The sequence below is a fragment of the Candidatus Marsarchaeota archaeon genome, assembly GCA_023473665.1.
In the GTDB taxonomy this organism is placed as follows: Archaea; Micrarchaeota; Micrarchaeia; order Micrarchaeales; family Micrarchaeaceae; genus JAMCYM01.
Genome location: JAMCYM010000003.1, coordinates 164226 through 188371 on the forward strand (window position 1 = coordinate 164226; position 24146 = coordinate 188371).

Genomic DNA, 24146 nt, shown 5'->3' on the forward strand with positions numbered 1-24146 from the left:
ATGCGGAAACTGGCAGAGGGCGCAGAGGCTGACGTATACGAAGGCTCATTCATAGGCATGGACGTGATCGTGAAGCGCAGGCGCCGGAAGCCATACATTGCGGCAGAACTCGAAGAGGACCTGCGCCTTCGCCGCACCAAGAACGAGGCCCGCATAATCGGCGTGGCGAGCGAGCGCGGCATAAGCGTGCCGCCAGTGCTGATGGTGGGACTAGACGCGATATACATGGGCCGCGTAGACGGCGAGCCCCTGTCGTCATACATCGCGCATGCTGGCAGAGGCGCACGCCAACGCATTTTTGCATCGGCAGGCGCTGCCCTAATGGAGATGCACAGGCTTGGCATAGCACATGGCGACTACACGCCCGCCAACATGCTGGTTGACAGAGCCCGCAGGCTTTGGATCATAGACTTCGGCCTTGCAGCGCAGTCCGCTTCGACAGAGGACAAGGCACTCGACGTTCTCCTGCTCAAGCGCGCCGTAAGTGCAATCGATTACGACGCCTTCGTCAAAGCCTACTCAAGGCATAATGGCGCTGCGCAGGTTCTGCGCAAACTCGCAGATATAGAACGCCGCGGCAGGTACCAGGCTAGGTCGCTTGCCGAATCCGAAGAACCGCAAGGCAGCGATTGAACTTTGCGCGCATTTTACGCCAGTCCGTACCGGCGCGACTATACGGCCGTTCGCCATGCCTGCGGCCTTGTATCTGGCCTGCATCCGTGCATGACTAGAATCTGCCCGCATTGGGGAAATCTAGCGCAGCCACCTGCTCCGTGGGCTTGAACTCCTCGGTCTCAATGAACCGCATCGTGCGCGTCGACACCACCAATGTTGCGAACGACGCGAAGCTTATTAACGCTATTACCAGCGCGTAGAGCGTGCTGCTGTTCAGGTACAGGTAAGAGAAGAACAGTACGCCGACCAAGCTTGCGCCTAGGCTTGCCCCGAAGCCTGACTTAGCCCTAGCCAGAAGCAGCGCGCCAGCAACGAGCTCGAAGAACGCAACTGCCACGCCGAGCAGCCCGAGAGCGTAGCTCGTCTGCATATGCCCGATGAATGTGAAAAAGCCGACGCTGTTCGCATAGTTTATTATGTAGGCAATCTGGTCGCCTGCCATGTACAGGAAAGCGACGAACGCCAATGCCAGCAGGCCGCCTCCTGACAGCGCTGCCACGCCATAACCAAGCAATTCCTGCGTAGCGCTCTTTGTCACTTCGTCTATGTCCTCAAGGCAGTAATACCTGCCGGCATGCTCCACTATGTCCTCGAAGCAGAACGGCCTGTGGCAGTAGTCGCACACCGCATAAGCAGGCCTCCAAGGATGCCATGCGCACACGAGCCCTATGGCTGCCTCTTTGCTTTCTATCTGCGCCCTTGTTTCCTTGGCCGGCCTGTGCCCGTACGTTTCCGCGCCTGTTGTCTCGAGCGCCTCCTCGACCTGCGCGTACGAGCCCGCAGGCGCAACCACCTCCCTCTCAGGCTGGATCTTGATGACGTTCGGCGTGCCGGATTGCTTGGGCTGTACCGCAACCACCCTTCTCTGCGCCGGCTTCGCGTTGGCAGATGCTTCCTTCTCGGCCTCCCTGAGCTTGAAGATTAGCAAATCATCCGGCGCTACCGCCATCTCACATCATCTTTCTGGACCTTGCGATCGCCTGCCTCTTCTTCATCTCGAATATACCCCTGTGCTTGGCGCAGCTTATGCAGTAGTATATCTTCCTCCTCTCGAAGAATCGCACGTCGTTGACGGTCTTGGTATCGGTGCTGAAGCTTATGGCCTTCTCGATCGATACCGCCTTGCTGCGCGGCACCTTCCTTCCACATGACTCGCAAATCACAATAGATTCCTTTCCTCTCAATCTAACACCGTTGCAATATTCTCAAAGAAGGCATAAAAACCTACATATTCCCTAGCAGCGAGTGCGAGCCGCACGGTATTTAAATTCTAAAGGATAAATGCATACCGTGAAAGTTTATCTTATAGCGGCTGATGCCGACCTTGGCATAACGGTCTCAAACTTCATAAACGGCAGCGGCAGCAGCTGCATAATGTCGCAGCTCAAGACCGGCGATTACAAGCAGCAGCTTCTGGAGCTCGCTGACAACGTGAAGGACTTCGAGATGTGCGTGGTGGCCTCAACGCAGCCGACGCTCATGGTCATAGAGTCGAACAAGATGTCAGGCGTGCGCGCGATCGAGTGCAGGAGCAGCACAGATGTCAGCGAGGCGCTAAGCGCTGGCGCCAACGTCCTTATTTTCAGCCCGGCGGTGCTGGAGCGAGACACGCTGGAATTGCTGGGGCCGATGGTGGGCGTGCGTTCGCAGCAGAGGCGCCTTGCGCCTCAGCCCAGGCCAGTGCAGCAGAGGCCGCAGCAACGCCAACAGCAGCAGCGCCAGCAGGCACCACAGCGCGCTCCGGAGCCAGAACAGTACGAAGACGATCGGACGCCGCTCTGGGACAGGAAGAAAGGCTTAACGAAGAACATAAAGAACATATTCGGCGTGGAGTAATAGCATGCTGGCGGATTGCGAGAAGGCCATAAAGTTCACGCTGCCTGCAGTGCGCATTGCCGTCGCATTCTCATTGTTGAATGAACACGGGTTTCGGCAGGCCGATGTCGCGCATGCGCTCGGCATAGCCCAGGCCGAGGTAAGCAAATACCTGAACGGAAGGTATTCAGCCAAGGTGGCGCGCCTGCGCGTTGCCGTGGAGCGAAGTGGCATCCACTTGCGCATTGTCAGGTTGGCCATCGGCGGCAAAGGTGTGGTCGAGATATCCAAGAGGATCGAGGAGGCTGCATCATCCGGCAAGCTAGTTGGCATGGCGACGAAGCGCTGATGCGCATTGCTCTCATGATTCGTAATCCTTTAGAAAGCCAATCAGCGTGAAGCGTGGAGCAGCTCGCTGCCAGCGCTCTCCAACTGCATGCGCGCAACGTCCTGCTTGCGCCTGAACCCTGGCAGCACGCTCTCTGCAAACTTTAGCCCGCGCGTCGTATCGTATATGCGCCGCATCATCTCGTACCTGCGCTCTGCCTCTTCCTTCCTTCCATCTCGCAGCCTCTCCAGCATCTCGCGCCTCAGCTCTCCAACTACATCCATAAGGCCGAGAAGATAGGCTTCTTCTCCCACTCCTACATCATCTGCGCCTAGTATGGCTTCCTTTTCCGCCATGTTGTAGAACAGAACTGCTTCTGCATATTCCTGATATGCCTGGAGCGATACGTGCCTAAACTCAGAATCGCGGCTCTTCAGGGCAGCGACCTGCCTATTCAGCGCACCTATGGCGCGCTTCGCCTCAGCTTCCCTGCCGCTGTGTAGCAGCGTTATGGCCTGTCCTGCTTCTCTCACAACCTTGCGCGAAAGCTCAAGCACAGCATCGAAGTCCTTCTGCCTTTCCAAAAGCCTCGAGGCTATGCCGTCTATCTCGCGCTCAAGCCTATCCTTCAACAAATCACAGTATGCATTGGCGCCACAAGAAATAAATACGCCTGACTACAATGCACCCTTATACATGTTTTGGGGTGCTTGCAGTGAAACCGCAGATGGTGATTCTGGCCCTTGCCGCGCTCCTTTTCGTTGCTCCATGCCTTGCAGGCGCATCGACTACGGTGATCCTCAACTCGTATTGCTCGATTAGCCAGCTGCCGTCGGGTACGCAGGTCGCGTTCCATATGAGCAACATCGGCAACGGCACCGCAGTCAACGTAACCGCCGTGCCGCAATTGTATTCGGTCGGGCTGTCGCTGAGCCCACAAAGCGCGCAGATGGGCACCCTGCAGCCCGGAGCCAATGCAACCGCGAACTTTAATGTCTCATCGTACACATACCCGGGCAGCTACGTGGCAGGGTTCGCTGTGCAGTACGGCCAGGGTTCATCCCAGATAGCCACGGTCTACCCATGCCCGATAGACATAGGCCAGCAGGAGCAGAACTATGTTGAAATAACGCGCCTGAACTATTCGAAAGGCGCGATAAAGGCGTCGTTCGTCAACTTGGCAAGCACGCCATTGCATGCCAGCATATACGTGCTAGCGCCCTATGACGTGTTCGTGAGCGGCCGCGTACTCAACGAGACCCTAAAGCCAGGCGTGCAGTTCAACAGGACGTTCAATGTCACGCTGTACCCTCCTTCCGGCGTCACCAATGCAACGTATGTGGTTGCTTTCGCAACCTCCTACATAGCTGACAACATCAGCGTTTCAGGCTATTCGACCGTGTTGGTGCCGCAGAGAGCTTCAGGCGGTTCACTGTTCCAGTGGTTCGATTATCTTGCCATTGCCGTAATCGTTGTGTTAGTCGCGCTGATTATTCTATCGGTGGCAATCGGCAGGCACAGGCGCAGAGCACGCGCCGGAACCCGTACACGCCAGCATAAATCATAGATGTAATAGATCGATAGCATGGGCTACCAAAACCGCAGACCTTACGTCAGCATAATAGTGCCTACATTCAACGAGCGCAAGAACATACGGCGCTTGATGGCCGGAGTGAAAAGTGCGCTGCGCGGGCTTTCGTATGAGATTATAGTGGTAGACAAGCATTCCGGCGACGGGACTGCAGCCACCGCGCGCTCGATGGGCGCAAGGGTGATGTACGAGAACAAGGGCAAGGGAAACGCGTTGCGCATGGGATTCGCAAAGGCGCGCGGTCGCATAATAATATCAATGGATGCCGACATGTCCCACAGGCCGAACGAGCTCAAGCTCCTCATATCCGGAATAGAGACGGGCTACGACGTCTGCATGGGCTCGCGCTTCCTTGTCGGAGGCGGCACCGACGACATGCCGCTCTTCCGCAAGTTCGGCAACAGGGTGTTCGTGACCCTTGTCAACCTGATATTCGGGACGCACTACAGCGATCTCTGCTATGGCTACCGCAGCATGACGCGCGAAGCGGTAAATAAGCTGCGTCTCTCGTCAGTGGGCTTCGGCATAGAGACAGAGATAAACATAAAAGCCAAGAAGGCCGGCCTTCGCGTGCTCGAGGTGCCGAGCTACGAGAAGAGGCGTAGCTTCGGGAACGGAAACCTCAGGGCGTTCCGCGACGGCTATGCGATACTGAAGACCATATTCGATAACATTGGCTAGCCAGACCGTGTGCCGTTGGTAAGGCCATTTATCCTGTAGAAGCCGTAGGTGGACGCGCTGCCTGGCTCGCCATGGGTCGCGTTCATTATCAGCGTGGTGTTGTACATGCCCATTATAGAAGTGCAGATGTTGCCCGGCGTCCCGCACCAATAGCCGTAATCGAGCACAGAGCACCCATATACGGCATTGCTCTGCTCATAGAACGAGGTATTGTATAGATAGCTCATCTGCGCGGATGCCCTGCCGTTTATGATGAAGAGCGTCGGGTCGTAGCTGTACACTATGCAGGAACTCGGTATTGCGGAAATAGAGCTGTACACGAAATTCTCGTAGAAGCGCGCGTTGCCCGCCTGAGTTATCATCGCAGGGTTTTCAGTTATGGCAGGTACTGCAGAACTGAACCCTAATACTATAAGCGCAAGCATGGCAATGGTCACCACGGTTCTGGCCGCTGCGACAAGATGTTTCGGCTTTCTCATCATGCGCATTATTCCTGTCCATTCAATCACGTATGAGGCGCCAGCACCTCCCATTATCGCAACGGGTGCTACTGCTGTCAGCATGAAGCGCCAATCGACGCCGTATGTCACGCTTCCTGCGTAGAACGAGGTATAAAGCAGGAAGAATGCTAGGAACCACACGGCTAGTGCGGCCAGCTCGCGCCTCTTCCTATAAGCGATCATGAGCGCCGCGCCCAGCAGCGCGAACACCGTGAATATGATAGGCTGCGGCATAAGTGCGCTGTCGTAGCCATTGAACCAGAACAGCACATTGCTGCATATGTTGTACTTCAGATTGGTAAAGCTTATGGAAGAGTTTGCAATGGTAGCGATGATTGGATTTGCGCAGGTTTCGCCAATGTACGCGCCGCTGTAGCCGTAGTTGCCGTTCTGCAGCTCGTTGAGCGCATAGCCTGCTTCTGGTGCTACTAATAGCACGAACACAAGCGCCAAGATAAGCACCTTGGTGCTGAACAGACTCTCGTACGCCCTTCTCGCATTGCGCCTTATCGACTGCATGAGGCCACCATCGCTCAGCAGCACGTACATCACAAGCATGACTGGCAGGTACATCATGGCATCGACCTTGGTGTACAGTAAAAATGCGGTCGCGAAGATTGCAAGCGCGAGCGTGCGCGCGTTGCGCCTGTTTATGAATATCAGCAGCGCCAGCATGGCAACTATAGAATATGCCAGCATCGGTATGTCCGACGTGGTGGGCTTGGCCCATATGAGCAAAATTGGCGAAAGCGCCGTGAAGAGCTCCGCGAAGAGGGCGCCCTTCACGTTCTTCAGAAACAGCAGCGCCAGCGGAAACATCAGGAATACCGCAATCGCGCTGAGCGCGAGCTCGGTGCCGAATGCTGCGGCCCTGCTGACGCCGAGCGCAGCGAACGCTATGGCCAGGTTGAATGCCGTGCCTATGGGCTCATGGAATATCTCGCCGGAGTAGCACGCGATTGGGGTCCCGAAATTGCACATCCATGCCTGACCTGTATGGAGCAATGCAACCGCCATCCCTTGGTAAATCACGTCGTCGAAGAACAGCTGCTGCGTCGCAGCTACAGTGAACAGCTCTATTGCAATGAAAATGGCAAGAATGACAAATGCCCAAACAACATGCGTCTTTTTGATTTTCAAGCGTTTGAAGAGGCCTGTTATGTCTCTCCTGGCAAGGAAAAGCGCCGCAAGCATCCCGACGAATGCAGCTGTAACGCATATAGTATACAGGTATTCCTGCGCGCCGTCAGATAATGCAAGCATCAGACCCCCTTCCTGTTCGTAACCGTTATGCCGTTTATGAACATGTGCTTGGTGCCGGTCTCTTTCATCACCTTCAGCGCGTCTGCAGGGCTCATCACTATTGGATAGCCGTGCAGGTTGAAGCTCGTGTTCAGCACCACTCCATGGCCGGTATGCCTCTTTACATGGCTGAGCAGCTCCATGTAGAGCCTGTTCTCCTCCCCGACCATCTGCGGCCTTGCCGAATGGTCGACATTCACGACCGATTTTGTAGCGTCGTACATTTCTGGCTTCACCATGTATGTCATGGTCATGTACCGGTCGGCTCCCTTGCCGTCGTAATCAAGAAGCGTGCCAGCCTCGCTCTCAAGGAGCGACGGCGCGAACGGCTGGAACCACTCGCGCTTCTTGACATAAAGATTCAGCCTGTCCTTTACCGTGTCGGACGAGCTCGGCGCCAGTATGCTCCTGTTGCCCAGCGCCCTCGGCCCATACTCCATGCGCCCCTGGAACCACAGCACGTAGTTTCCTGCATAGATGAGCTCGGCGGCATGCTTCGCCTGCTCGCTCCTGCCTTCCCTGGCATACGTGAACTGCTTGTCGCCCTTAACGATTGCTTCGGTCTCGTCCTCGCTGTAGTCGTGGCCGAGATACGCGTCGAACTCGAACGACGAATCGCCAGTAAGTTCGTGCGCGGCCCAGAGCGCCGACCCCATCGCTATGCCGCCGTCTCCCATGTGCGGAAACACATACCAGTGCTTTACTGTCTCGAGTCTGCGCACCTTCATGTTGGCCTTGACGTTCGCGAAGATGCCGCCTGCAAACGCCACATCGCCGATATTGTACCTGTCGATGGCGTTGCTGATAAGCTTCACCATCATGCTCTCAAGCACCTGCTGGGCCATGTAGGCGAACTGCTCCCTTGGCATCTGCCAGGCGGCCCTGCGCAGCATGGCGAACTGCTTTACGGGCGAATAGCTCGCCTTCAGCACCGTGCCCTCGACATGGAAGAAGTCCTTGAATTTGTTGCTCTCATAGTCGAACGGGTAGGAGTAGTCGGCCATGGCCATGACCTTGCCCTCATCTTCGAGCTCGCGCATGCCGACTATGTTGGTCACCTGCTCGAAGAATATGCCGAGCGAGTCTCTGGCCCCTATCTTCAGGTGCCTCTCCAGCTTGCCGTTGTGCAGCGTGCTTATGCTGCCCGAAAGCCCGTCGCCAAGGCCGTCGAGCGTTATAACAAGGCTTTTCCTGAACGGAGCGGTGAATGCTGCTGTTGCCGCATGCGCTATGTGGTGCTCAACCCGGTGGAGCTTGAAGCCCTCAAAGCCCATGCGCCTTAAGTTCCTGGATATATATGAGGCGCTTATGGTGTTGCAGAGTGGCAATATGCCTATAGGCGTTAGCGTGTACTTGAGGTTGTGCCTGAAGTTCTCGAACCCGGGCTTCGGAATCTTCCTGCGCCTGAAAAGGTAATAATACTCGCGCATGTACGGGAACACGCGCTCAGCGGTCTTGGTCAGCTCTGTGGTGCTGAATGCCACGTGCTCTATGTCTGTGGGCTTTATGTTGGCGTAGGCCAGCGCGCCCATGATGGAATTGAACGGGAACTTCATCTCCAGCTTGCGATGGGTGAAGCGCTCCTCGTTCGCGGCATAAACTATCTTATTGCCATCTATCAGTGCTGCGCCCGCGTCATGCCCGTCCCACACCCCAAGCACATACATTGCATACCACCAGAGCATGGCGCATCGCCAGCTTACCAAAGATGAAGAATTCAGTTTTAAATAGGCTCTGCATGCTGCGGCTTTGTTGAAGTAGTCCTTTTCTATTGATTAAGTCTGTGTTTTGTTGATAAAGTTTCTTGTCTGTAGTCTGAATATCGTGTTGTAAACAGGCCAAGCGAACGATTTTAAATCTATTATTTCAAAGGTATGATATGGCAAGGGTATCTACGACACAAAGGCCAAAACTGAGTAATAATAGTCTGATAGGCATAGCTATAACACTTATTGTCGTTGCAATCATAGCCTATTTTATAGGACATAGCACAAATCCATTAGGGCAATTACCACAGAATGTCTCCGTTCATGTTATCACAAACAGGACGGTCATAACATATAGCATTCTGTACCCTAATTACATCAATTCTGGATATAATGCTAACTACATTGGTTATTTTTCACCTACTGGGGTAGATCTCTACTACGATTATTGGAACGGTAGCTATATCCCACTCCCACTAATCAATCTAACCAAACACGGATATGACTTTAATCTCACAGCGAACAGGACAGGTTATATGATACTAAATTACACCTCAAATTCAAGTATGGGTCTGTATGCAGGTAATTCAGATTGTTACTTAAACTTGAACGCATTTTATAAGGGAACGTTATTGGAGGACACTTATGACAATTCAGCGCAGAATGGCACTCTCGTTTTGCCCGTACACAAAGGTAAAAACTGTTTTACACTACTGTCAAGTTCGACTCAGCTAAAGACTTCGATTACATTTAACGCTACTTTCATATACTTTGGGTATCCCTCAAGTATCCCAGTAATTCATTAATTATTTGCTACCTTCCATCAGAATCTCAAAAGCCTTCTTACCTACATAAAAGAGAAATATTAAGACAGCAAAAACTATCAAAACTGTCGAACCCAAATTCATACTGCTCTGTACAAGGTAATAATTTTGGGTTGTAGTATTAGCTATTATATTCGGTGCTAATGTTTGAACACCAACAAAATGAGAGAATATCTCACTTACGGTTACATCAGCAGACGCAAGTTCTGCTACGATAATAATAGCAAAAAGCACAGCTTTCTGTTTCTCCATAGTCTAATCTTTACTGAGAATATCCTTAAATAGTTATAAGTTTACGAAAATGCGAAAGACTGTTCGCTATATAAGATTAGCTACTGTCTCGGCTTTGCTAATAAATCCAATTCTGCTAATAAATTAGAATGATTAACCCATTATATGTTTTTGAACTATATCCCAACCATATACGCTTTTGACTATAGCTTCTATGGTTTTGGTATCTATTTTATTGTCTTCGGTTACTGGTAGTTCTAATTCAATGCTATTTAGTCTCTTCATAGACAATTTTCTACCATAATGATATCTCCACGACTTAATTCTAATTAATGCACCGATATAAAAAAGAAGATAGGCGTTATTTCCATTTTTAATTGGGGATACAGCCGTTATTTCTTTCCGCCAAATAAGAAGTAACCTAATCCTAACCCTCCCAAGAATGCAAGAAGTGTCAAGAGCGCTGCACTATCGGCTTTTCCTTTTGCTTGTTTTTCCACATACTCGTAAACCTTTGAGATGCTATTAGAAGGAGAAGAGTCATATAGCGGGAAATATGCGTATCCCTGCAACATCGCTGCTGGTTTGGTAGCATCCAAAGCTAAGACAAGTATTGATTTCTTCTCTGTTATGGCAGCACCTATTTCATTCTGAACATATTGAGAGCTATGCGAATTTGTATCGTATAACACCATGAAGAGATCGCAACCTTTGATTTGTGAAACGAGTCTTTCGCTCAGGTTGCCAGCTATCACAGTTTCCTCAGAAAGAAATGCATCTAAATTTGGTATCTTCCTGATATAATCCGCAATAGCTGATGCTGATATAGCATCCTTCGTGCTATGACTTATAAAAACACTATATGCCATATGTTTATTTGTTGATAAAGTAATAAAAATGTTGATAAAGTCAGACTATTTCAACAAAGCCGCATGCTGCCCATGCGCCAGAGGCGCAGCAGGCAAAGTCCAAAGCCTAAGCCTATTCGAAAGATATATAAATGAAATACTACAATAAACGTTAGGCAGACTAACGTGGTACCATGAACTCGCTGGGACTTAAGCTTTTGTTTGGCAGGACGCTGAAATTGCTTTACTTGCTTATGATATTCGGCTCGTTCGCTTCCCTGCTGACTGCAGGCACAAGCGTAACCCTCAACATTACTAATTCTACAATAGCAAAACCACTCTGCCAGCTTTATGGGGCAGTGCATACGGGCGTGTTCATACTGGGCCTTGTGCTGCTGCTGGTAGGTGCGGTCATGTACGCCATAGGGCACATCATGCCAGGCCAAAGCAAGGGCACGCTGCAGGGCTACGGGATGGGTATGATATTCGGCGGCATAATTGGCGTTGTGATATCGATGCTCGCAGGGCCAATACTTGGCGCTATAACTGGGCAGGGCTTCACCTCCACAGGGGCATTCTATGCCTATGCCTGCGGCGGTGTCACGTAAAGTCAACGTGCCGATATTCTAGGCAATAGGCGCTGCGCATGCCTTTTATTCCTTTGCTGAGCATTGAAGCTTAGCGCTGACTGGTGATCGATTGACAAACGTGCTCAAGTATGCTGCAGAAACCTACACGAAGCACCTAAGGCTTATCCTCGCCTTCTCGCTCGCTTTCATAATCGCTTTTCTTATACCTGTGTTTGCTTCCTTCCCAACATACAGCGACCTCGGCGCCATATTCCTGCGCACTGCAAGCATCTACCTGAATCTCAACCTGATCGACATAGCGGTGGTGGTCATATCGGTGCTCTTCTCGCTGATATTCCTTAGCTTCGCGATTGTCGCAATAAATGTCATAGTGAAGCACAGCAGGACCCGCACCCGCGTGACGCAGGAGGTCATGCGCGGCCTCGAGACCTACACAGGCCGCGTCTTCATAGTGCTGCTGCTCTTCACGTTCATACTTATGGTCGTGAATGCCGCGACGTACGGCTCGAGATACTCCGGCATTATCACTGCAATAGCGGGCCTGCTGCTTACGCCGTTGTTCTTCTACGCTCCCGCATCTATAGTAATAGACGACCGAAGGATAGCGAGGGCGCTGCGCGCCAGCGTCGCGTTCTTCGCCAGGCGCTTCGATTACTTCCTGCTATGGCTCGTCATAGCTATAGTGCTCCTGAGCGTTGTCGACCTCATATTCGTGGCAGCGAGCGGCACCCTGCTCTCAAGGTATGTCGTGCTCATCATAGACTCATTATTCGTGCTGCCGTTCCTGGTTGTCGTGCAGAGCGAGATGTACATGAAGCGCTTTGCAATGCTTAAGCGCTGAGCCTGTGCGCATTTATAAATTCATTCATGCTAATTCCTATCGATGAAACAGGTCGCGCCGGTCATTGCGCTTGCTGCGCTTCTCTTCATTCTAATGCCGAGCGCAGGCGCCCAGTCGCTGCCGGTGCCGTTCTGCCCCCTCTTTGGGAACATAGCGCCCGAGCCTTCGGTTACATCGTCGTACTCGACGTCCGGCGGGCTGTCTGCCGGCGAGTATTACCTTGCATACACAACGGGCTCGACCTCCTCGCCGTCGATGGTGAGCGAAGTAGTCACGGCATATACTACGGTGCAGTCAGGCACGATTCACGGCACGGGCCAGATATCGGAATCCGAACTGACAATAACCTCTCCAATACCGTCCGGCACGACGCAGATAAACTTCTACATAGGCACATCCGAATCTGCGATGTACCTTGCCAGCAGCAGCACGTCCAACTCAACCACTATATCAACGTTGCCTGGTTCGGCCGCAGGCGCATTCCCCATGCGCGACGCGGTTTCATGCATAACCAGTTCAATTCCGATAACGCTCATAGGGCTGATGCTCTCGTTCCTGCTCGTAGGTCTCGCCTTCATGATAGGCGAGGTGCTGAACGTGAGCGGCTTCAAGAATTGGTATAAGACCGAGCTCTGGGAGGTGACAAAGAGCGTGCTTATGGTGATGTCGATCTTCGCTGTGCTTGCGGTGCTCAGCGCAGTGGCATACGCGTTCACTGGCAATCAGCCGATTTCAGGAAGCTCCAGCACGCTGAGCGCCTATGCCTCGGCCAACCTGGCAGGCGTCTACAGCGCCGACCTGGGCAGCTACCTTGGCCCGCAGCTCTCAAATGCGAACAACGCATTCTCGGCCATATTCGGGCTAACGGAGGGCATATCTTTCGCCAAGAGCTTCACTGCCGAGTACTGGATACCGTACCTGCCGATACCGTTCGTCGGCTCGGTGCAATTCGGCGGCGAGTACACCCTGTTCAAGTCCAGCTACGTTGAGTCAGACCTCTCACTACCTGGATCGTCGTTCGTGAAGGATGTCCTAGGCGTTGTCGTCATACCGCTTATCGTAATATTTCAGCTGCTGTATGACAAGCTGGTCGAGTTCGCCCTGCTGGGACTGACGTTCTTCGTGCCGCTCGGAATCGTGCTGCGCGCAATACCGTTCCTGCGCGGCATAGGCGGCACAATGCTGGCCATCGGCATCTCGATAGCGCTTGTGTTCCCGGCGTTGCTCCTGATGTTCAACCTGCCTATATCGAACTACTTACCAAGCTTCGCCCCAACCCCCGCCAGCCTAGCGTGCAATTTCGCCACCAACACTAACAACGTAGGCCTCAACATAGTCGGCGGCTTCCTAGATCTAACGCTCTGCACCAATGTAAACATAGATGCAACCGTGCTGTCTGTCTTTACCGGGGGCACCTACGGCGCCTACGGCTTTGTGGCGGGGTGGCATACCGTGCTGCCTACGGCAAGCATCTTCCCCTCGCTGAACCTGATACTCGGCTATGTGTTCCCGCTCGTGATACAGTTCATACTGCTGATATTCGACATAGTGATAACGTTTGCAGTGGGCGACGCAATAGCGCGCATGCTCGGCGGCAGCCTGAAGCTGGGCATAGGAAAGTTCAAAGTTGCATGAGTTGATTGAATGACGTTGATAGCCAGCACCTGCGCGTTCGGGGGCGGCGGCAGCTACGTGACCGGGTTTCTCGGCATAAACTACCTGGTAATACTGATATCGTTCATGGTGCTGGCCATCGTGTACATGCTCGGCAAGTTCCTGCCTGGCTCAACAAGGGGCAAGGTAAGCGAGGCCGCGAGGGCTGAGATACCGCAGCTGCTGATCAGCATAATCATCATAGCCGCGCTCCTCGCGACATCGCAGATCGCGTGCAATGCCAGCGCATTCATGGCGCGCAGCCTGATACCGGGTGCCGGTGTTCCGTCAGGCCTGTCTCCGTTCGGGTTTGCAGACTATTACGTAGGCAACCTCGCGCTCAACACCGGCCTGCGGCTTCTCACTACAATATACTCCCTGGGCATAACATATTCGATAGACGCACGCATCTTCCATGCATTGGGCAGCCAGATTGACTTGCCAAGCTTGACTACAATATCTACACCAATCTTCAATGTCAACTCCACGTTCGGTTATGATGCAGGCATAACTTACGGCATCGTGGCGGATGACTTCTTTGCGGTGCTGGCGCCTCTCGTCACGCTCACCATCGGCATGCTGTTCCTGCAGTACCTGGCACTTCCAATAATACAATACACAGCATTCGTGGTGCTGCTGCCTGTGGCGATAGCGCTGCGCTCGCTCTCGTTTGCGGGCGGGCGCCTGCGTTCCACCGCCAACGCAGTGCTGGCCATAGCCGTTGCGCTCTACATAATCTACCCGCTCACTATAGCTTTCGACAGCTACGCAGTGTCCTGGATCTTCAGCCCCGCAAATCCCGAATACGCGTGCACCAACTGCCTGGGCAGCACGTATGCGCTTGGGTCGCTTTCTTCAAGCCTGTTCTCGAATCTTCCACTGTCGGGCGAGGTAACGCTGGGCCCGGTCTCGGTGCCCCTGAGCGTTCTCAACAACTTCCTTGGCAGTTCCGCAGGCACTTACCTCTCAAGCCTCTGGCCCACAGTAATGATGGCGCAGCTGCGCACGCTGATAACACAGATAGCCCAATTCATATTCATAGCAGTGGTGCTCTTCGCGGTCAACATTTCAATAACGATAGGTTTCGCGATGGGGCTCGCCAGGGCCCTTGACTCCGGCATAGAAGGTGCAGCGAACTTCTGGAGCAACTTGTAGGTGTAACAATGCTACCAATGATCGCATCGATGCTCGCGATAACCTCATACAGTTCGGTGAAGTCGATGCTCATGCCGCTCGTGGCCCTCGCTTTGCTGATAGACGCGGTGCTGGTCGGGGCATGGTACATGATAGGCTCGTTGCTGAACAACAACACGGTCAAGGCTGCGGCGCGCAGCGAAGGATACCAACTTATCGGAACAGGCATCATGGTCATTGCGATACTTGCGCTGCTCATCGTAGTAGGCTACATGTTCTTCTCTGTCGCCAACGCGTATACCTTGCTCAACGCCTCTACAATAACAAACCTATGCAACGGCCTGCATGCCAATTCACAGCTTGACGCGCTCTCCTCATCGACCTCACTGCTCGTCAGCTCTGGTGCCTTCCCGGGCCTATGCTCGGTCGCCAGCCAGGCGCAGGCTAAACCGCCAACGTTCACCGGCATGATAGACTATCCGCTTGCGGCCACAGGCATAGTGATAGCAAACCTTACCAACCAGACGGCGATGCAGCTGAACGATGCCTTCCTCGTCGACAGCTGGCTTGGATTCCTGTCCACAATGAAGCCCACGGTCAACATATGCATAGCAGCCGGCGAACCCGTCCCGATACAGTGCATCGTACCTGTGGCTCCGCCAGACCTGACAATACAGTTCAGCATAACCCCGTTCGCAGGCCTTAAGATGGTATATGATGGCTTCGGCGCCCTAGGCACGCTCATGATAACTGCGGTCGAATCCTTCATGGCCCAGCTCACCATCACGGCCATATTCCTTTATGCGTGGCCGTTCCTGCTGTTCGGCGGCATAATATTGAGGGCTGTGTTCCTGACGCGCAGGCTGGGAGGCCTGCTTATAGCGTTCGCCATCGGCGGCATACTCTTCTATCCGGCCATCTTCTCGATAGAATACATCGCCATGGGTAGCGGTCTTGCCAGCCTGATGGGGTACAATTCGCAGCAGTCTGGCGCACCGTACACGTTTGCGCAGAACAGCACGCCTGCCGCATACGGCTTCAACGACATCTTCACGTCAAGCCTTACATTCATCCCTGCAAGCGCAGATCCGTCTAATGAAACCCCATACCTCACGAACTTTTATGTGCTGCCGCGCATATCAAATGTGGCGCAGCATGACAGCTGCTGGCCATACCAGGGTAAGCTGACGGACGCGGAGACGGCCGTCATTGCTTACTTCCTGATACCCGGCACGCAGGTAATTGCGATAATCAGGGGAGCCTCGCCGAACTCTATACCGTCGTTCCTCGACGCGCCGATCGACTGCAACCGCGACCAGTCGCTCAACCTGCTATACGACCTCATGAGGGTGTATGGCGTCGATGGAATCGCGGCGTACTTCCTGCCGATTATAAATGTACTGGTGGTGCTGACCGGCATCATAGGACTTTCAGGTGTGCTCGGGGGTGACACGTCGCTCGCCGGGCTCTCCAGGCTTGTGTGAACCGCATGGACGCAAAAGCCCACATAGCAATCGGCGCCTTCTCGGCGCTCCTTGTAATGGTAGCTCTGCTGCCCGGCGCAGGTGCCGTCAGCGCAACAAGCCTGTGCAATACCGCCATATCGGGCGCACCCACTATACTGTCACACAGTTCTGCTCTGGACAGCCTCCTGCCTATAGCGCTCATACTGATATTGATCATGGTCACGGTCGCAGGCATCTTGTACGCACTGGGCTCTGCCCTCAGGATAGACACGCTTTCTAGGTTCAGCAAGACCGAGATCGGTGAAGTATTCATAACCCTGCTCATAGTGCTGATATTCCTGGGCACGGTTTCAGTATCGAACAGCGCGGCGTCAGGGCAGACAAGCGTGCTGCATATAGCGGGCACGGCGTTCAGCGGGACCAGCATATTCTACGGCGACTGCACAAGGCTCACCGACGTATCGTTAAATCTTATATACCCGCTTATAGGGATAGGCGCAACCTACGACCTCACCGACCTTCTCGGCAACCTGGAGGTCCAGCTGGAGCCCGACTTGTTTGGCGTTTCGTTCAAACCGCTTGCCGGATACAAGACGCTTGTCGGATTGCTTAATGTGCTCATGTCTGTTACCGGCGCTCTCATCGCGTTCGGCCTCGGCATTGTCTTCTTCCTTTCAGTAATCTATTCAGTGTTCCCGATCTTCCTCTACCTCGGCATAGTGCTCAGGACAATACCTTGGACGCGTGCTGCCGGCGGCGCCTTCCTTGGCATGTTCCTCGGATTTTACGTTCTGTTCCCGCTCCTGCTCTACTTCGCGCTATCTGTAAACAGCGTTGCCCTGGCGTCGGTGTCGTCAGCGAGCTCCAGTGTCGCGGTCAGCCAGCTTATCAGTCAGTTCAGCCCGTTCAATCCGCTCGGCTCGCTCGCCAATTCAGGGGTGCAATCGGTTACGGCAGAGTACTTCATATCCCTGTTCGTGCAGAACGTGCTTGAGCCGTCATTCTACACGGTGCTGGCGCTTGGGCTGAGCCTCATCATAGCGTTCGATTTTGCGGAAACGATGGGTGACTTCCTCGGGGCGCCGAGCCTGTCGACTAAAAATTCGCTGAAGGGATTGATATGAACGCTTACATGCCAAGGCGGATTGCAGCGCGCACTTCCGAGCCACGCGGCGCGCGCCACACTGCATTGGTAATGGCAGTGCTCGTAACCGCGCTGCTGGTCCTCCAGTTCTCATACGCGCAGGTCCCGCCATCCCTGATAGTCTATCCTAATCCAGCCTCGACAGGCCAGACTGTTGCCATACAGGCAATAGCCAGCAGCCCTACCGACGGCATCGAACTGCTCGAGACCGCTCCCGGCGCGTCGTCGCCGCAGATACTGAAATCCGGAACTGGCTCTATAGTAACGACGCTTACGGCAGGGCCGCCGTACGGAAGCTACACGATTGCGGGCCGCGACATATCCACCGGAGCTTCAAACGCCATAACGCTCGTTGTGAGCGGCGCGGCCGTCCAAAGCACGCCGGCACTGCCATCGCTTTCCATCACCCCCAACCCTGCTGCGCAGGGAACCGACGTGCTAATACAAACTACCGGTAACCCGAGCACAGATTTCGATGAGCTGGAGATCAACAGCCAGCTGTTCGGTGCTGGCACTGGAGTCGTATCATATACGATTCCTGACGCCGCAGCGGGCAGCTACAACATCACGTCGATTGACACCGTTACCGGCTATTCGAAATCAACTGCGCTTGTCGTCTATGCAACTGCAGGCACAGGCGCTGCCTACTCGACCAAGCTGCCGTTCAATCCGATGGACTGGTACGGCATAGCGCTGATAGCCACGCTTCTCATAATATCGATAGCTGCGCTTGTGTACGCCCTGAGCGGCTTGATAGCCAGCCAGAACGCGAAGGGCTGGGCGCGCCTGCAGATATACGAGGCTGTGCTGTCAGTGGTTATGCTGCTGGCGTTCGCAGCCCTGTCATACATGTTCTTCCTGAACCCGCAGCATGCATATGCAAGCGTTGGCCTTCTGCCGGGCGCATGCGCTGCGCCTGACATAAACACCATATTCACCCTCTCGCAGTGCGACATCGGCGTGTTCACCAACGCAACGTACGGCTACCTCTCCACGTTCATAGTGTCGGGCTTCATAATAGGCTTCAGTCCCGGCATAGGCATTGACTTCCACATACCGCAATATCCGAACGTTGGGGTAAGCACCGCGCTTGACAGCCTGGTGCCTGGGGGCACGGCAGGCATCATCAGCATTGCGGCGTCGGCGCTGCTGACCGCCCTGGTGCTCAATCAGGTGCAGGTGATACTGCTCTCGAGCTCGTTGCTGTTCCTCTCTCTCTTCGTTACCATAGGGATAGTGGCGCGCACCTTCGGGTTCACGCGCACCTTCGGCGGGGCGATGATAGCCATAGGGCTTGGCGTTGGGCTTATATATCCGTTGCTGGTAACCCTGACGTACGGCTTCATAGACCCGCAGCTCGCTTCTGCCAACCTTGCGGTTGACATATCTAATGCTGTACAGCTGATCATAGGCATTGTTTTCACGAGCTCCATACCTGCCGGCCTGTCGGCGTTCTTCATGAAGCTCGGTTACCTGATTACTGGCCTTACTTTCATTCCATTCCTGAACTTCATAATAGTAGATGCTTTTATAGTTGACTTCTCGAAAGCGATAGGCGAGAGGATAGACTTCATGAGCATGATGACAAGTTTCATATAGTGGTGCGATGGACAAGAAGTACGCTGCATTGATTGCTGCTTTTGTGGCAGCTACTGTGCTCATTGTGCTCCTATCTGCACCATATGCAAGTGCCAAAATAGCGTCCGGCCCCCTACCCGGCCCATCTCCCGCCACGAGCAGCGCGACTGGCTGCGGGCTGCTTACACCGTCGATTGCGCAGAACATAAACGCCAGCGCCCCGTGGTACTGCCCGATAAACACCCAGGTCTACAATGCCTGGAAGGGTGACCTGCCTATCGCTATAATCGTCGTGCTGATAGCGATGCTCATCGCGGCCTCGATATTCGCGGTGGGCACAGGCCTGAAGAACGACAGGCTCAGGAACTTCGGAATAGGCGAGATGTACGAGGCAGTCGCCAGCATGATAATAGTCGGCATATTCCTGTATGTAAGCGCGGTGATGTTCGGCCTATTGCCATCCATGATAATAGGGCCGATAAACCCGTATGCCACATCGCTCTACCTGATAACCAATACGATAGGGTCAGCGGAAAGCGTGTATACCGCGATGTACGACACGTACTACTTCTGGTTCTACATCTCGTCGATTGATGTTAATGTGGTTGTACCAGCGCTCCCTATTTCAGGGGCCATCATCAGTCCCGTAGTCAAGGCTGTGCAACTTCCGCTCGACATACTGGTAGTAGAGCCCATCGCCACGATATCTGGCTTCGTGAACGACGGCATACTGGCCCTCTACGCCGAATACTACCTCATAGTGTTCTTCGCTGTAGCGGCCATACCTGCATTCCTAATCCCAGGAATAGTGCTGCGCATGCTCATACCGACGCGCGCCCTTGGCGGCATGATGATCGCGCTGGCCATGGGCTTCTACTTTATAATGCCGACGCTGTTCTCCGTAGCATACTATTTCACTTCCCCATCTGTCACATCGGCGCTTTACGGCGCCTCGGTGCAGTTGCAGCGCTTTGCAGCTTCACCAAGCAACTTCCAGACAACCATATCGGCCTCGAGCCCCGAAGTAACCGCGATACAGGAGGTGCAGTCCTCGATGAGCAGCTTCTGGCTCCTTATACTGTTCTATCCAAGCCTGATTGTGGCGGTCACGTACGCGTTCGTGGTGCAAATAGCAGATCTCATAGGCGGCGCGAGCAGGATGGGCGGGCGCATGCGCGGCTTCATATGAGCTGCGACGGGCTCCCATAATCACAATGTATAAAAAACGGAACGTGCAAACTACCTAAGGGCATGCCAAAATGGCCGGGTAACCCCAATGAATAAGCTCTATGTCATGATAGCGTTCTTCCTCGCGTCGGCGCTCGTGCTTGCCGCTTCAGTCAGCATTCCGCTGCCGCAGTATGCGAAGATAGTCATGCTCGCAGTGGCACTTATCCTCGACGCGGCAGGCTTCTCGTCAAGGTACTACATTTACATGTTCAAGCCTCTGCTGAAGATGAAGAAGCACGTGGTGCTCAGCAGCGAGGATGCATACTGGATATCGAGCACAGCGGATTCGATACTCCACAAATCCGGCGACGACATAGTCGCCACAGTGTACGTGCTTATACCGCTCTACAGGTCGTCCACCGAGATGTCCGACTCGGAGAGGCTGGAATTCTCCAGGCAGGTCAGCAGGCTCATAGGCGTGAGCCGCGACCCGGTGCGCTTCACCACCGAGATTTACGTCATGAACAAGGACTCGTACATACAGACTCTGCGCGACACGATAAGCGCCACGGAGAACGAGCAGGCCGACCTTACGTTCAAGAACGCGCCGGCGTCATCGCTTGAGCGCGTCAGGGGCAAGCTCGCCATGCTCCGCAACATGCTGGACAGCATATCCAAGGGCACATCGTTCGAGATGGCGTCTTATGCCAGCATATCGGCTACAGGCAGCAAGGAATATGAGGCGATAAGCGCAGCGCAGCAGAAGGCGCGCGAGCTCATGTCAGGCATAGGCTCTGTGTTCGGCGTATCGCCAAGCCTGATAACGGGCGAGAACATACTTAAGTTCATAGAGCCGGAGGCGCTCATACCCTTCTCGACAATGACCGAGCAGATGAGCAAGGGCCTTGAGGAGCAGGTGGTGTAAATGGACGAGGAAGGCGTTATCTATCTCATCTTTTCCCTGCTGATAATAGTGCTGGCCTTCGCCGCGCTCACCTCGTTCCACGGCATATACACGATAATAGGGCTCGCGCTCGTGGCCATCGCGCTAGTCTTCATGCTTGCAATGAACTGGGCTGACTTCCTGCTCGTGCCAGCCATCACTTCAATACTTGGAATGACATTCCAGCCGGCAAGGAACTACACCATAACGAAGGGCCAGAACGCCATAATAAAGAACTTCACCGGCCTGTTCTACGCGACGGGCTATGTCACAGCCAACCTGTTCGCCTACACGTTCAAGGAGGAGACAGCGCCAGAGGAAGACGAGACGCGCCTCGCCAGCGCGCCAGAGATGTGGGAAAAGGCTGTCATGAGCCTCGGCTTCCCTTACAAGTTCCACGTGCTCTCGTGCGGCATGGACGTGCAGAAGGTGCGCGATGAGATAGAAGGCCGGCGCTCGTTCCAGGAGTTCCAGCTGTCGAGGGCCCTCCAGAGCGGCGCCAACGAGGTCACGGTTACGGATTTGCAGCGGCGCGTCAACATAGAGCAAGCGAAGATGGACAGGATTTCACAGGGCGAGAAGCCAATAGCTACGCTTATGTACGCCGAGACTACGGCCGTCGGCATAACGGAAAAGGCTGCTACCGACGCGCTGGATGCCCAGATAAAACAATTGCAGATCGCACTGAGCTCGCTAGACGTGCAGCTCAGCAGGATAGTGGGCAGGGAGCTGTACACCCTGTTCGGGTACAACTTCTCGATGCCGAACACGTTCGCCGACATAGCAGCGGCGTTCGACCAGCAGATGTGACACAATGGACGCAAAGATCGCGAAGGCAGGTGCATCGCCATGACCCAGCTCAAGTTCCAGCACATAATGAGCAATGAGATAGCGAAGCGCGCGTTCTTCTCGAGGCCGCCTGAGCCCCCGGCCAACATACTTATAAACGAGCCGCTCAAGGCGATATTCATAGGCACCACGAAGATATTCAAGGTGCCGTTCAGCTGGTCGTTCGCCAATCTCACCAACCCGCATATTGCAGTGGTGGGAATAACCGGCGCAGGCAAGAGCTACTTCGTCAAGACGTTCCTGATACGCGCCAGCTACATATGGGACACCAATGCAGTGATAATAGACTGGGCGTCTGAATACAAGGCGTGGGTGCGCCAGAGCGGGGGCACCGTGATATCGTTAGGCAAGGGCGACTACCTAAACATAATGGACCTGTCAGGCATGAAGCCCATGGACCGCGTCAAGCAGATCATAACATCTTTCGACATACTCACCGACATAGGGGAATACCCAGAGCAGCGCAGGCTGACAGAGGAGGCGCTCGAGCAGGCATATGTCAATGCCGGCTTCATAATATCGGAGAAGCCCCCTCCTGGCAAGGATGCGCCTACTCTTAAGGATGCCATATCGCTGCTTGAGGAGCACCTGCAGGACGGCACATACGAATATCCGGCCGAGCTGGAGAACGCGATATACAGGTTAAGGCAGTTCGCCCGTGAGGGCGAGGACTACTTCGCAAGGAAGAGCACGCTTGACATGGTGGAGCTGGCTAACTCAGGCCTCGTCGACATAGACCTCTCAAACCTGCCCGACGAGAAGTTCAGGGCGCTCGCGGCGCTGTTCATACTGCAGACGCTCAAGGAGCGCATGCGCGTCGAGGGCTATGCAGAGGGCAAGGGCCTCAAGACGCTCGTGGTGCTAGACGAGGCGTGGAAGGTCGCAAGCGACGAGAAGAGCGATGCAGTCGCAATAGTGAGGGAGGGGCGCAAGTACCAGTTCGGGCTCATAGTCGCGTCGCAGAACCCAACGGACATAAACGAGGCCATATTCTCGAACGTCGGCACCACATTCATACTGCGCATACGGTTCGAGAAGTTCATGAACTACCTGCAGGGGTCGCTGAACTTCTCTGAGTTCATAAAATCAGAGATAAGCAGGTTCGGCGTCGGCCAGGCCGCAGTCGACATGGCCTTCCAGACGGCATTGCGCTTCCCGGAGATATTCGTGCTCGACAGGATAAAGGGCGAGGAGCCGCTCTACGTCTACACCGTCGACATGTCGGATGTACTCACCCAGAGCGAGCTTTCCGCTTCGCTCATACAGCGCGACTACCAGTTCGAGGGCGACGAGCTTAAGAACAAGCTCATAGAGTATAACGTGCCGGGTGATGCGATAACGTCTATATTCGGCGTGATGGATTCGCAGGCCAGGTCGATAAAGATGCTGGACTTCGTGCGTCAGCTTAAGAGCGGCGGCGTGCAAACAAACGACATCGTCGCCTTCCTCAAGAGCCTGAGCATAGAGGACATGCTCATAACCCGCATAATATCCGCGGCAGAGGGCGGTGCGTGAAATGGCAGCAAAGGACACATTCTCGATAAGCAGGCTGGAGCTGAGGCGCGTGCTCACCGCCTACAAGGTGAGCGAGAGTGCCATACAGAAGCTCTTCGCCGACATGGAGAAGGCGCACAGGCACATAAACGTCGTGGCATTCGCCGCGATGCTCGAGAAGGCAGGCATAAACAGGGTTGACATGGCCAACATATTCAGGCGCATAGGCATGGACGACATCATGATAAGCGACGCGATGAACATGGCCGACGAGCAGAAGGTATTGGCAGAATCGGGCCGCATATACGAGGCAACGATAGACTTTGGTTGATTGCATGGCTAAAAACGCAAGGAACGCCCCGAGCGAGCCGCGGTGCATAATATGCGGCGAGGCTGTGGACGGCCTGGAGGTGCAGGAGGACTATGTCATACAGGCGATACGCTGGTTCAAGCGCAACGTCACCAGGAACGCAAAGAACTACAGGCTGGTTGTGTGCAAGAATTGCTATGTGAAGTACAAGAAATCGCGCGATTCCTATACTAGGAAGCAGATCGCATATGTGGTAGTTGGCGTGCTGTTCGCAGGCCTGCTGATAGCGGTAGGCCGCACTGCAGTAGCGGTGCTTGCCGGCGTAGCAATAATAGCCCTCATGTACCTGCTGTCGCTGCTGAGCTACATGCCTGCGGTGGTGCGCAAGCCCGAGCAGCAAGCCTAACTTTACGGAGCGCCAGCTGAAACACGCAAAGGCTAAAAAGATAAGCGGAGATGGATACCTGTTGATA

General features: G+C 54.1%; 25 protein-coding genes. 18 read left to right on the plus strand and 7 right to left on the minus strand.

Annotated elements, in window-relative coordinates; translation table 11 throughout:
- Nucleotides 1-633: a Kae1-associated serine/threonine protein kinase gene (locus M1158_03720; protein MCL5100194.1), complete on the plus strand. Its 633-nt coding sequence runs from the start codon at nucleotides 1-3 to the stop codon at nucleotides 631-633.
- A 94-nt stretch (nucleotides 634-727) separates the two neighbouring features.
- On the opposite strand, the gene M1158_03725 is transcribed toward M1158_03720, so the two are convergent.
- Together M1158_03725 and M1158_03730 are read right to left on the minus strand one after the other, a co-directional pair.
- A complete protein-coding gene (locus M1158_03725) occupies nucleotides 728-1624 on the minus strand; it encodes a hypothetical protein (GenBank protein MCL5100195.1) in 897 nt (298 codons plus the stop codon).
- Nucleotide 1625: 1 nt separating this feature from the next.
- Complete coding sequence (locus tag M1158_03730; protein ID MCL5100196.1) at nucleotides 1626-1859, minus strand: hypothetical protein; 234 nt, start codon at nucleotides 1857-1859, stop codon at nucleotides 1626-1628.
- Between the two features lie 106 nt (nucleotides 1860-1965).
- On the opposite strand from M1158_03730, the gene M1158_03735 reads away from it, so the two are divergent.
- A complete protein-coding gene (locus M1158_03735; protein MCL5100197.1) occupies nucleotides 1966-2511 on the plus strand; it encodes a hypothetical protein in 546 nt (181 codons plus the stop codon).
- A 4-nt stretch (nucleotides 2512-2515) separates the two neighbouring features.
- Nucleotides 2516-2839 carry a helix-turn-helix domain-containing protein gene (locus tag M1158_03740; GenBank protein ID MCL5100198.1) on the plus strand — a complete coding sequence of 108 codons (324 nt, stop codon included), beginning with the start codon at nucleotides 2516-2518 and terminating at the stop codon, nucleotides 2837-2839.
- A 41-nt stretch (nucleotides 2840-2880) separates the two neighbouring features.
- Here M1158_03740 and M1158_03745 read toward each other — a convergent pair whose 3' ends face one another.
- The gene (locus M1158_03745) at nucleotides 2881-3450 is read right to left on the minus strand and encodes a hypothetical protein (GenBank protein ID MCL5100199.1); all 570 of its coding nucleotides are present in this window, start codon (nucleotides 3448-3450) and stop codon (nucleotides 2881-2883) included.
- Nucleotides 3451-3545: 95 nt separating this feature from the next.
- On the opposite strand from M1158_03745, the gene M1158_03750 reads away from it, so the two are divergent.
- Together M1158_03750 and M1158_03755 are read left to right on the plus strand one after the other, a co-directional pair.
- The gene (locus tag M1158_03750; protein MCL5100200.1) at nucleotides 3546-4385 is read left to right on the plus strand and encodes a hypothetical protein; all 840 of its coding nucleotides are present in this window, start codon (nucleotides 3546-3548) and stop codon (nucleotides 4383-4385) included.
- An 18-nt stretch (nucleotides 4386-4403) separates the two neighbouring features.
- Nucleotides 4404-5090 (plus strand): glycosyltransferase family 2 protein, encoded by a 687-nt coding sequence (locus tag M1158_03755; GenBank protein ID MCL5100201.1) that lies wholly within the window; start codon nucleotides 4404-4406, stop codon nucleotides 5088-5090.
- On the opposite strand, the gene M1158_03760 is transcribed toward M1158_03755, so the two are convergent.
- From M1158_03760 to M1158_03775, 4 genes are all read right to left on the minus strand, one after another.
- Nucleotides 5087-6853, minus strand: a complete 1767-nt coding sequence (locus tag M1158_03760; protein ID MCL5100202.1) for a glycosyltransferase family 39 protein — start codon at nucleotides 6851-6853, stop codon at nucleotides 5087-5089. The genes M1158_03755 and M1158_03760 overlap by 4 nt on opposite strands.
- The gene (locus tag M1158_03765) at nucleotides 6853-8559 is read right to left on the minus strand and encodes a hypothetical protein (protein ID MCL5100203.1); all 1707 of its coding nucleotides are present in this window, start codon (nucleotides 8557-8559) and stop codon (nucleotides 6853-6855) included. Before M1158_03765 ends, M1158_03760 begins: the two co-directional genes overlap by 1 nt.
- Before the next feature lie 845 nt (nucleotides 8560-9404).
- Nucleotides 9405-9674 (minus strand): hypothetical protein, encoded by a 270-nt coding sequence (locus M1158_03770; protein MCL5100204.1) that lies wholly within the window; start codon nucleotides 9672-9674, stop codon nucleotides 9405-9407.
- A 371-nt stretch (nucleotides 9675-10045) separates the two neighbouring features.
- Nucleotides 10046-10522 carry a toll/interleukin-1 receptor domain-containing protein gene (locus M1158_03775; GenBank protein ID MCL5100205.1) on the minus strand — a complete coding sequence of 159 codons (477 nt, stop codon included), beginning with the start codon at nucleotides 10520-10522 and terminating at the stop codon, nucleotides 10046-10048.
- Nucleotides 10523-10695: 173 nt separating this feature from the next.
- Between M1158_03775 and M1158_03780 the strand changes: the two genes are divergently transcribed.
- From M1158_03780 to M1158_03840, 13 genes are all read left to right on the plus strand, one after another.
- A complete protein-coding gene (locus M1158_03780) occupies nucleotides 10696-11109 on the plus strand; it encodes a hypothetical protein (protein MCL5100206.1) in 414 nt (137 codons plus the stop codon).
- A gap of 91 nt (nucleotides 11110-11200) precedes the next feature.
- Entirely contained in the window at nucleotides 11201-11932 is a 732-nt protein-coding gene (locus tag M1158_03785; GenBank protein MCL5100207.1) for a hypothetical protein, read from the plus strand.
- 42 nt (nucleotides 11933-11974) lie between these two features.
- On the plus strand, nucleotides 11975-13567 hold the full coding sequence (locus M1158_03790) for a hypothetical protein (GenBank protein MCL5100208.1): 1593 nt from the start codon (nucleotides 11975-11977) through the stop codon (nucleotides 13565-13567).
- Nucleotides 13568-13576: 9 nt separating this feature from the next.
- Nucleotides 13577-14740: a hypothetical protein gene (locus M1158_03795; GenBank protein MCL5100209.1), complete on the plus strand. Its 1164-nt coding sequence runs from the start codon at nucleotides 13577-13579 to the stop codon at nucleotides 14738-14740.
- A gap of 8 nt (nucleotides 14741-14748) precedes the next feature.
- Entirely contained in the window at nucleotides 14749-16203 is a 1455-nt protein-coding gene (locus tag M1158_03800; GenBank protein ID MCL5100210.1) for a hypothetical protein, read from the plus strand.
- 5 nt (nucleotides 16204-16208) lie between these two features.
- Nucleotides 16209-17309, plus strand: coding sequence for a hypothetical protein (locus tag M1158_03805; GenBank protein MCL5100211.1), 1101 nt, complete (start codon nucleotides 16209-16211; stop codon nucleotides 17307-17309).
- 8 nt (nucleotides 17310-17317) lie between these two features.
- Entirely contained in the window at nucleotides 17318-18928 is a 1611-nt protein-coding gene (locus M1158_03810) for a hypothetical protein (GenBank protein MCL5100212.1), read from the plus strand.
- Nucleotides 18929-18935: 7 nt separating this feature from the next.
- The gene (locus tag M1158_03815) at nucleotides 18936-20096 is read left to right on the plus strand and encodes a hypothetical protein (protein MCL5100213.1); all 1161 of its coding nucleotides are present in this window, start codon (nucleotides 18936-18938) and stop codon (nucleotides 20094-20096) included.
- An 87-nt stretch (nucleotides 20097-20183) separates the two neighbouring features.
- Nucleotides 20184-21002: a hypothetical protein gene (locus tag M1158_03820; protein ID MCL5100214.1), complete on the plus strand. Its 819-nt coding sequence runs from the start codon at nucleotides 20184-20186 to the stop codon at nucleotides 21000-21002.
- A complete protein-coding gene (locus M1158_03825; protein MCL5100215.1) occupies nucleotides 21003-21830 on the plus strand; it encodes a hypothetical protein in 828 nt (275 codons plus the stop codon).
- Between the two features lie 39 nt (nucleotides 21831-21869).
- Nucleotides 21870-23384: an ATP-binding protein gene (locus tag M1158_03830; GenBank protein MCL5100216.1), complete on the plus strand. Its 1515-nt coding sequence runs from the start codon at nucleotides 21870-21872 to the stop codon at nucleotides 23382-23384.
- A gap of 1 nt (nucleotide 23385) precedes the next feature.
- Nucleotides 23386-23694 (plus strand): hypothetical protein, encoded by a 309-nt coding sequence (locus tag M1158_03835; protein ID MCL5100217.1) that lies wholly within the window; start codon nucleotides 23386-23388, stop codon nucleotides 23692-23694.
- Nucleotides 23695-23698: 4 nt separating this feature from the next.
- Complete coding sequence (locus tag M1158_03840; GenBank protein MCL5100218.1) at nucleotides 23699-24079, plus strand: hypothetical protein; 381 nt, start codon at nucleotides 23699-23701, stop codon at nucleotides 24077-24079.
- Nucleotides 24080-24146: the final 67 nt, after the last annotated feature.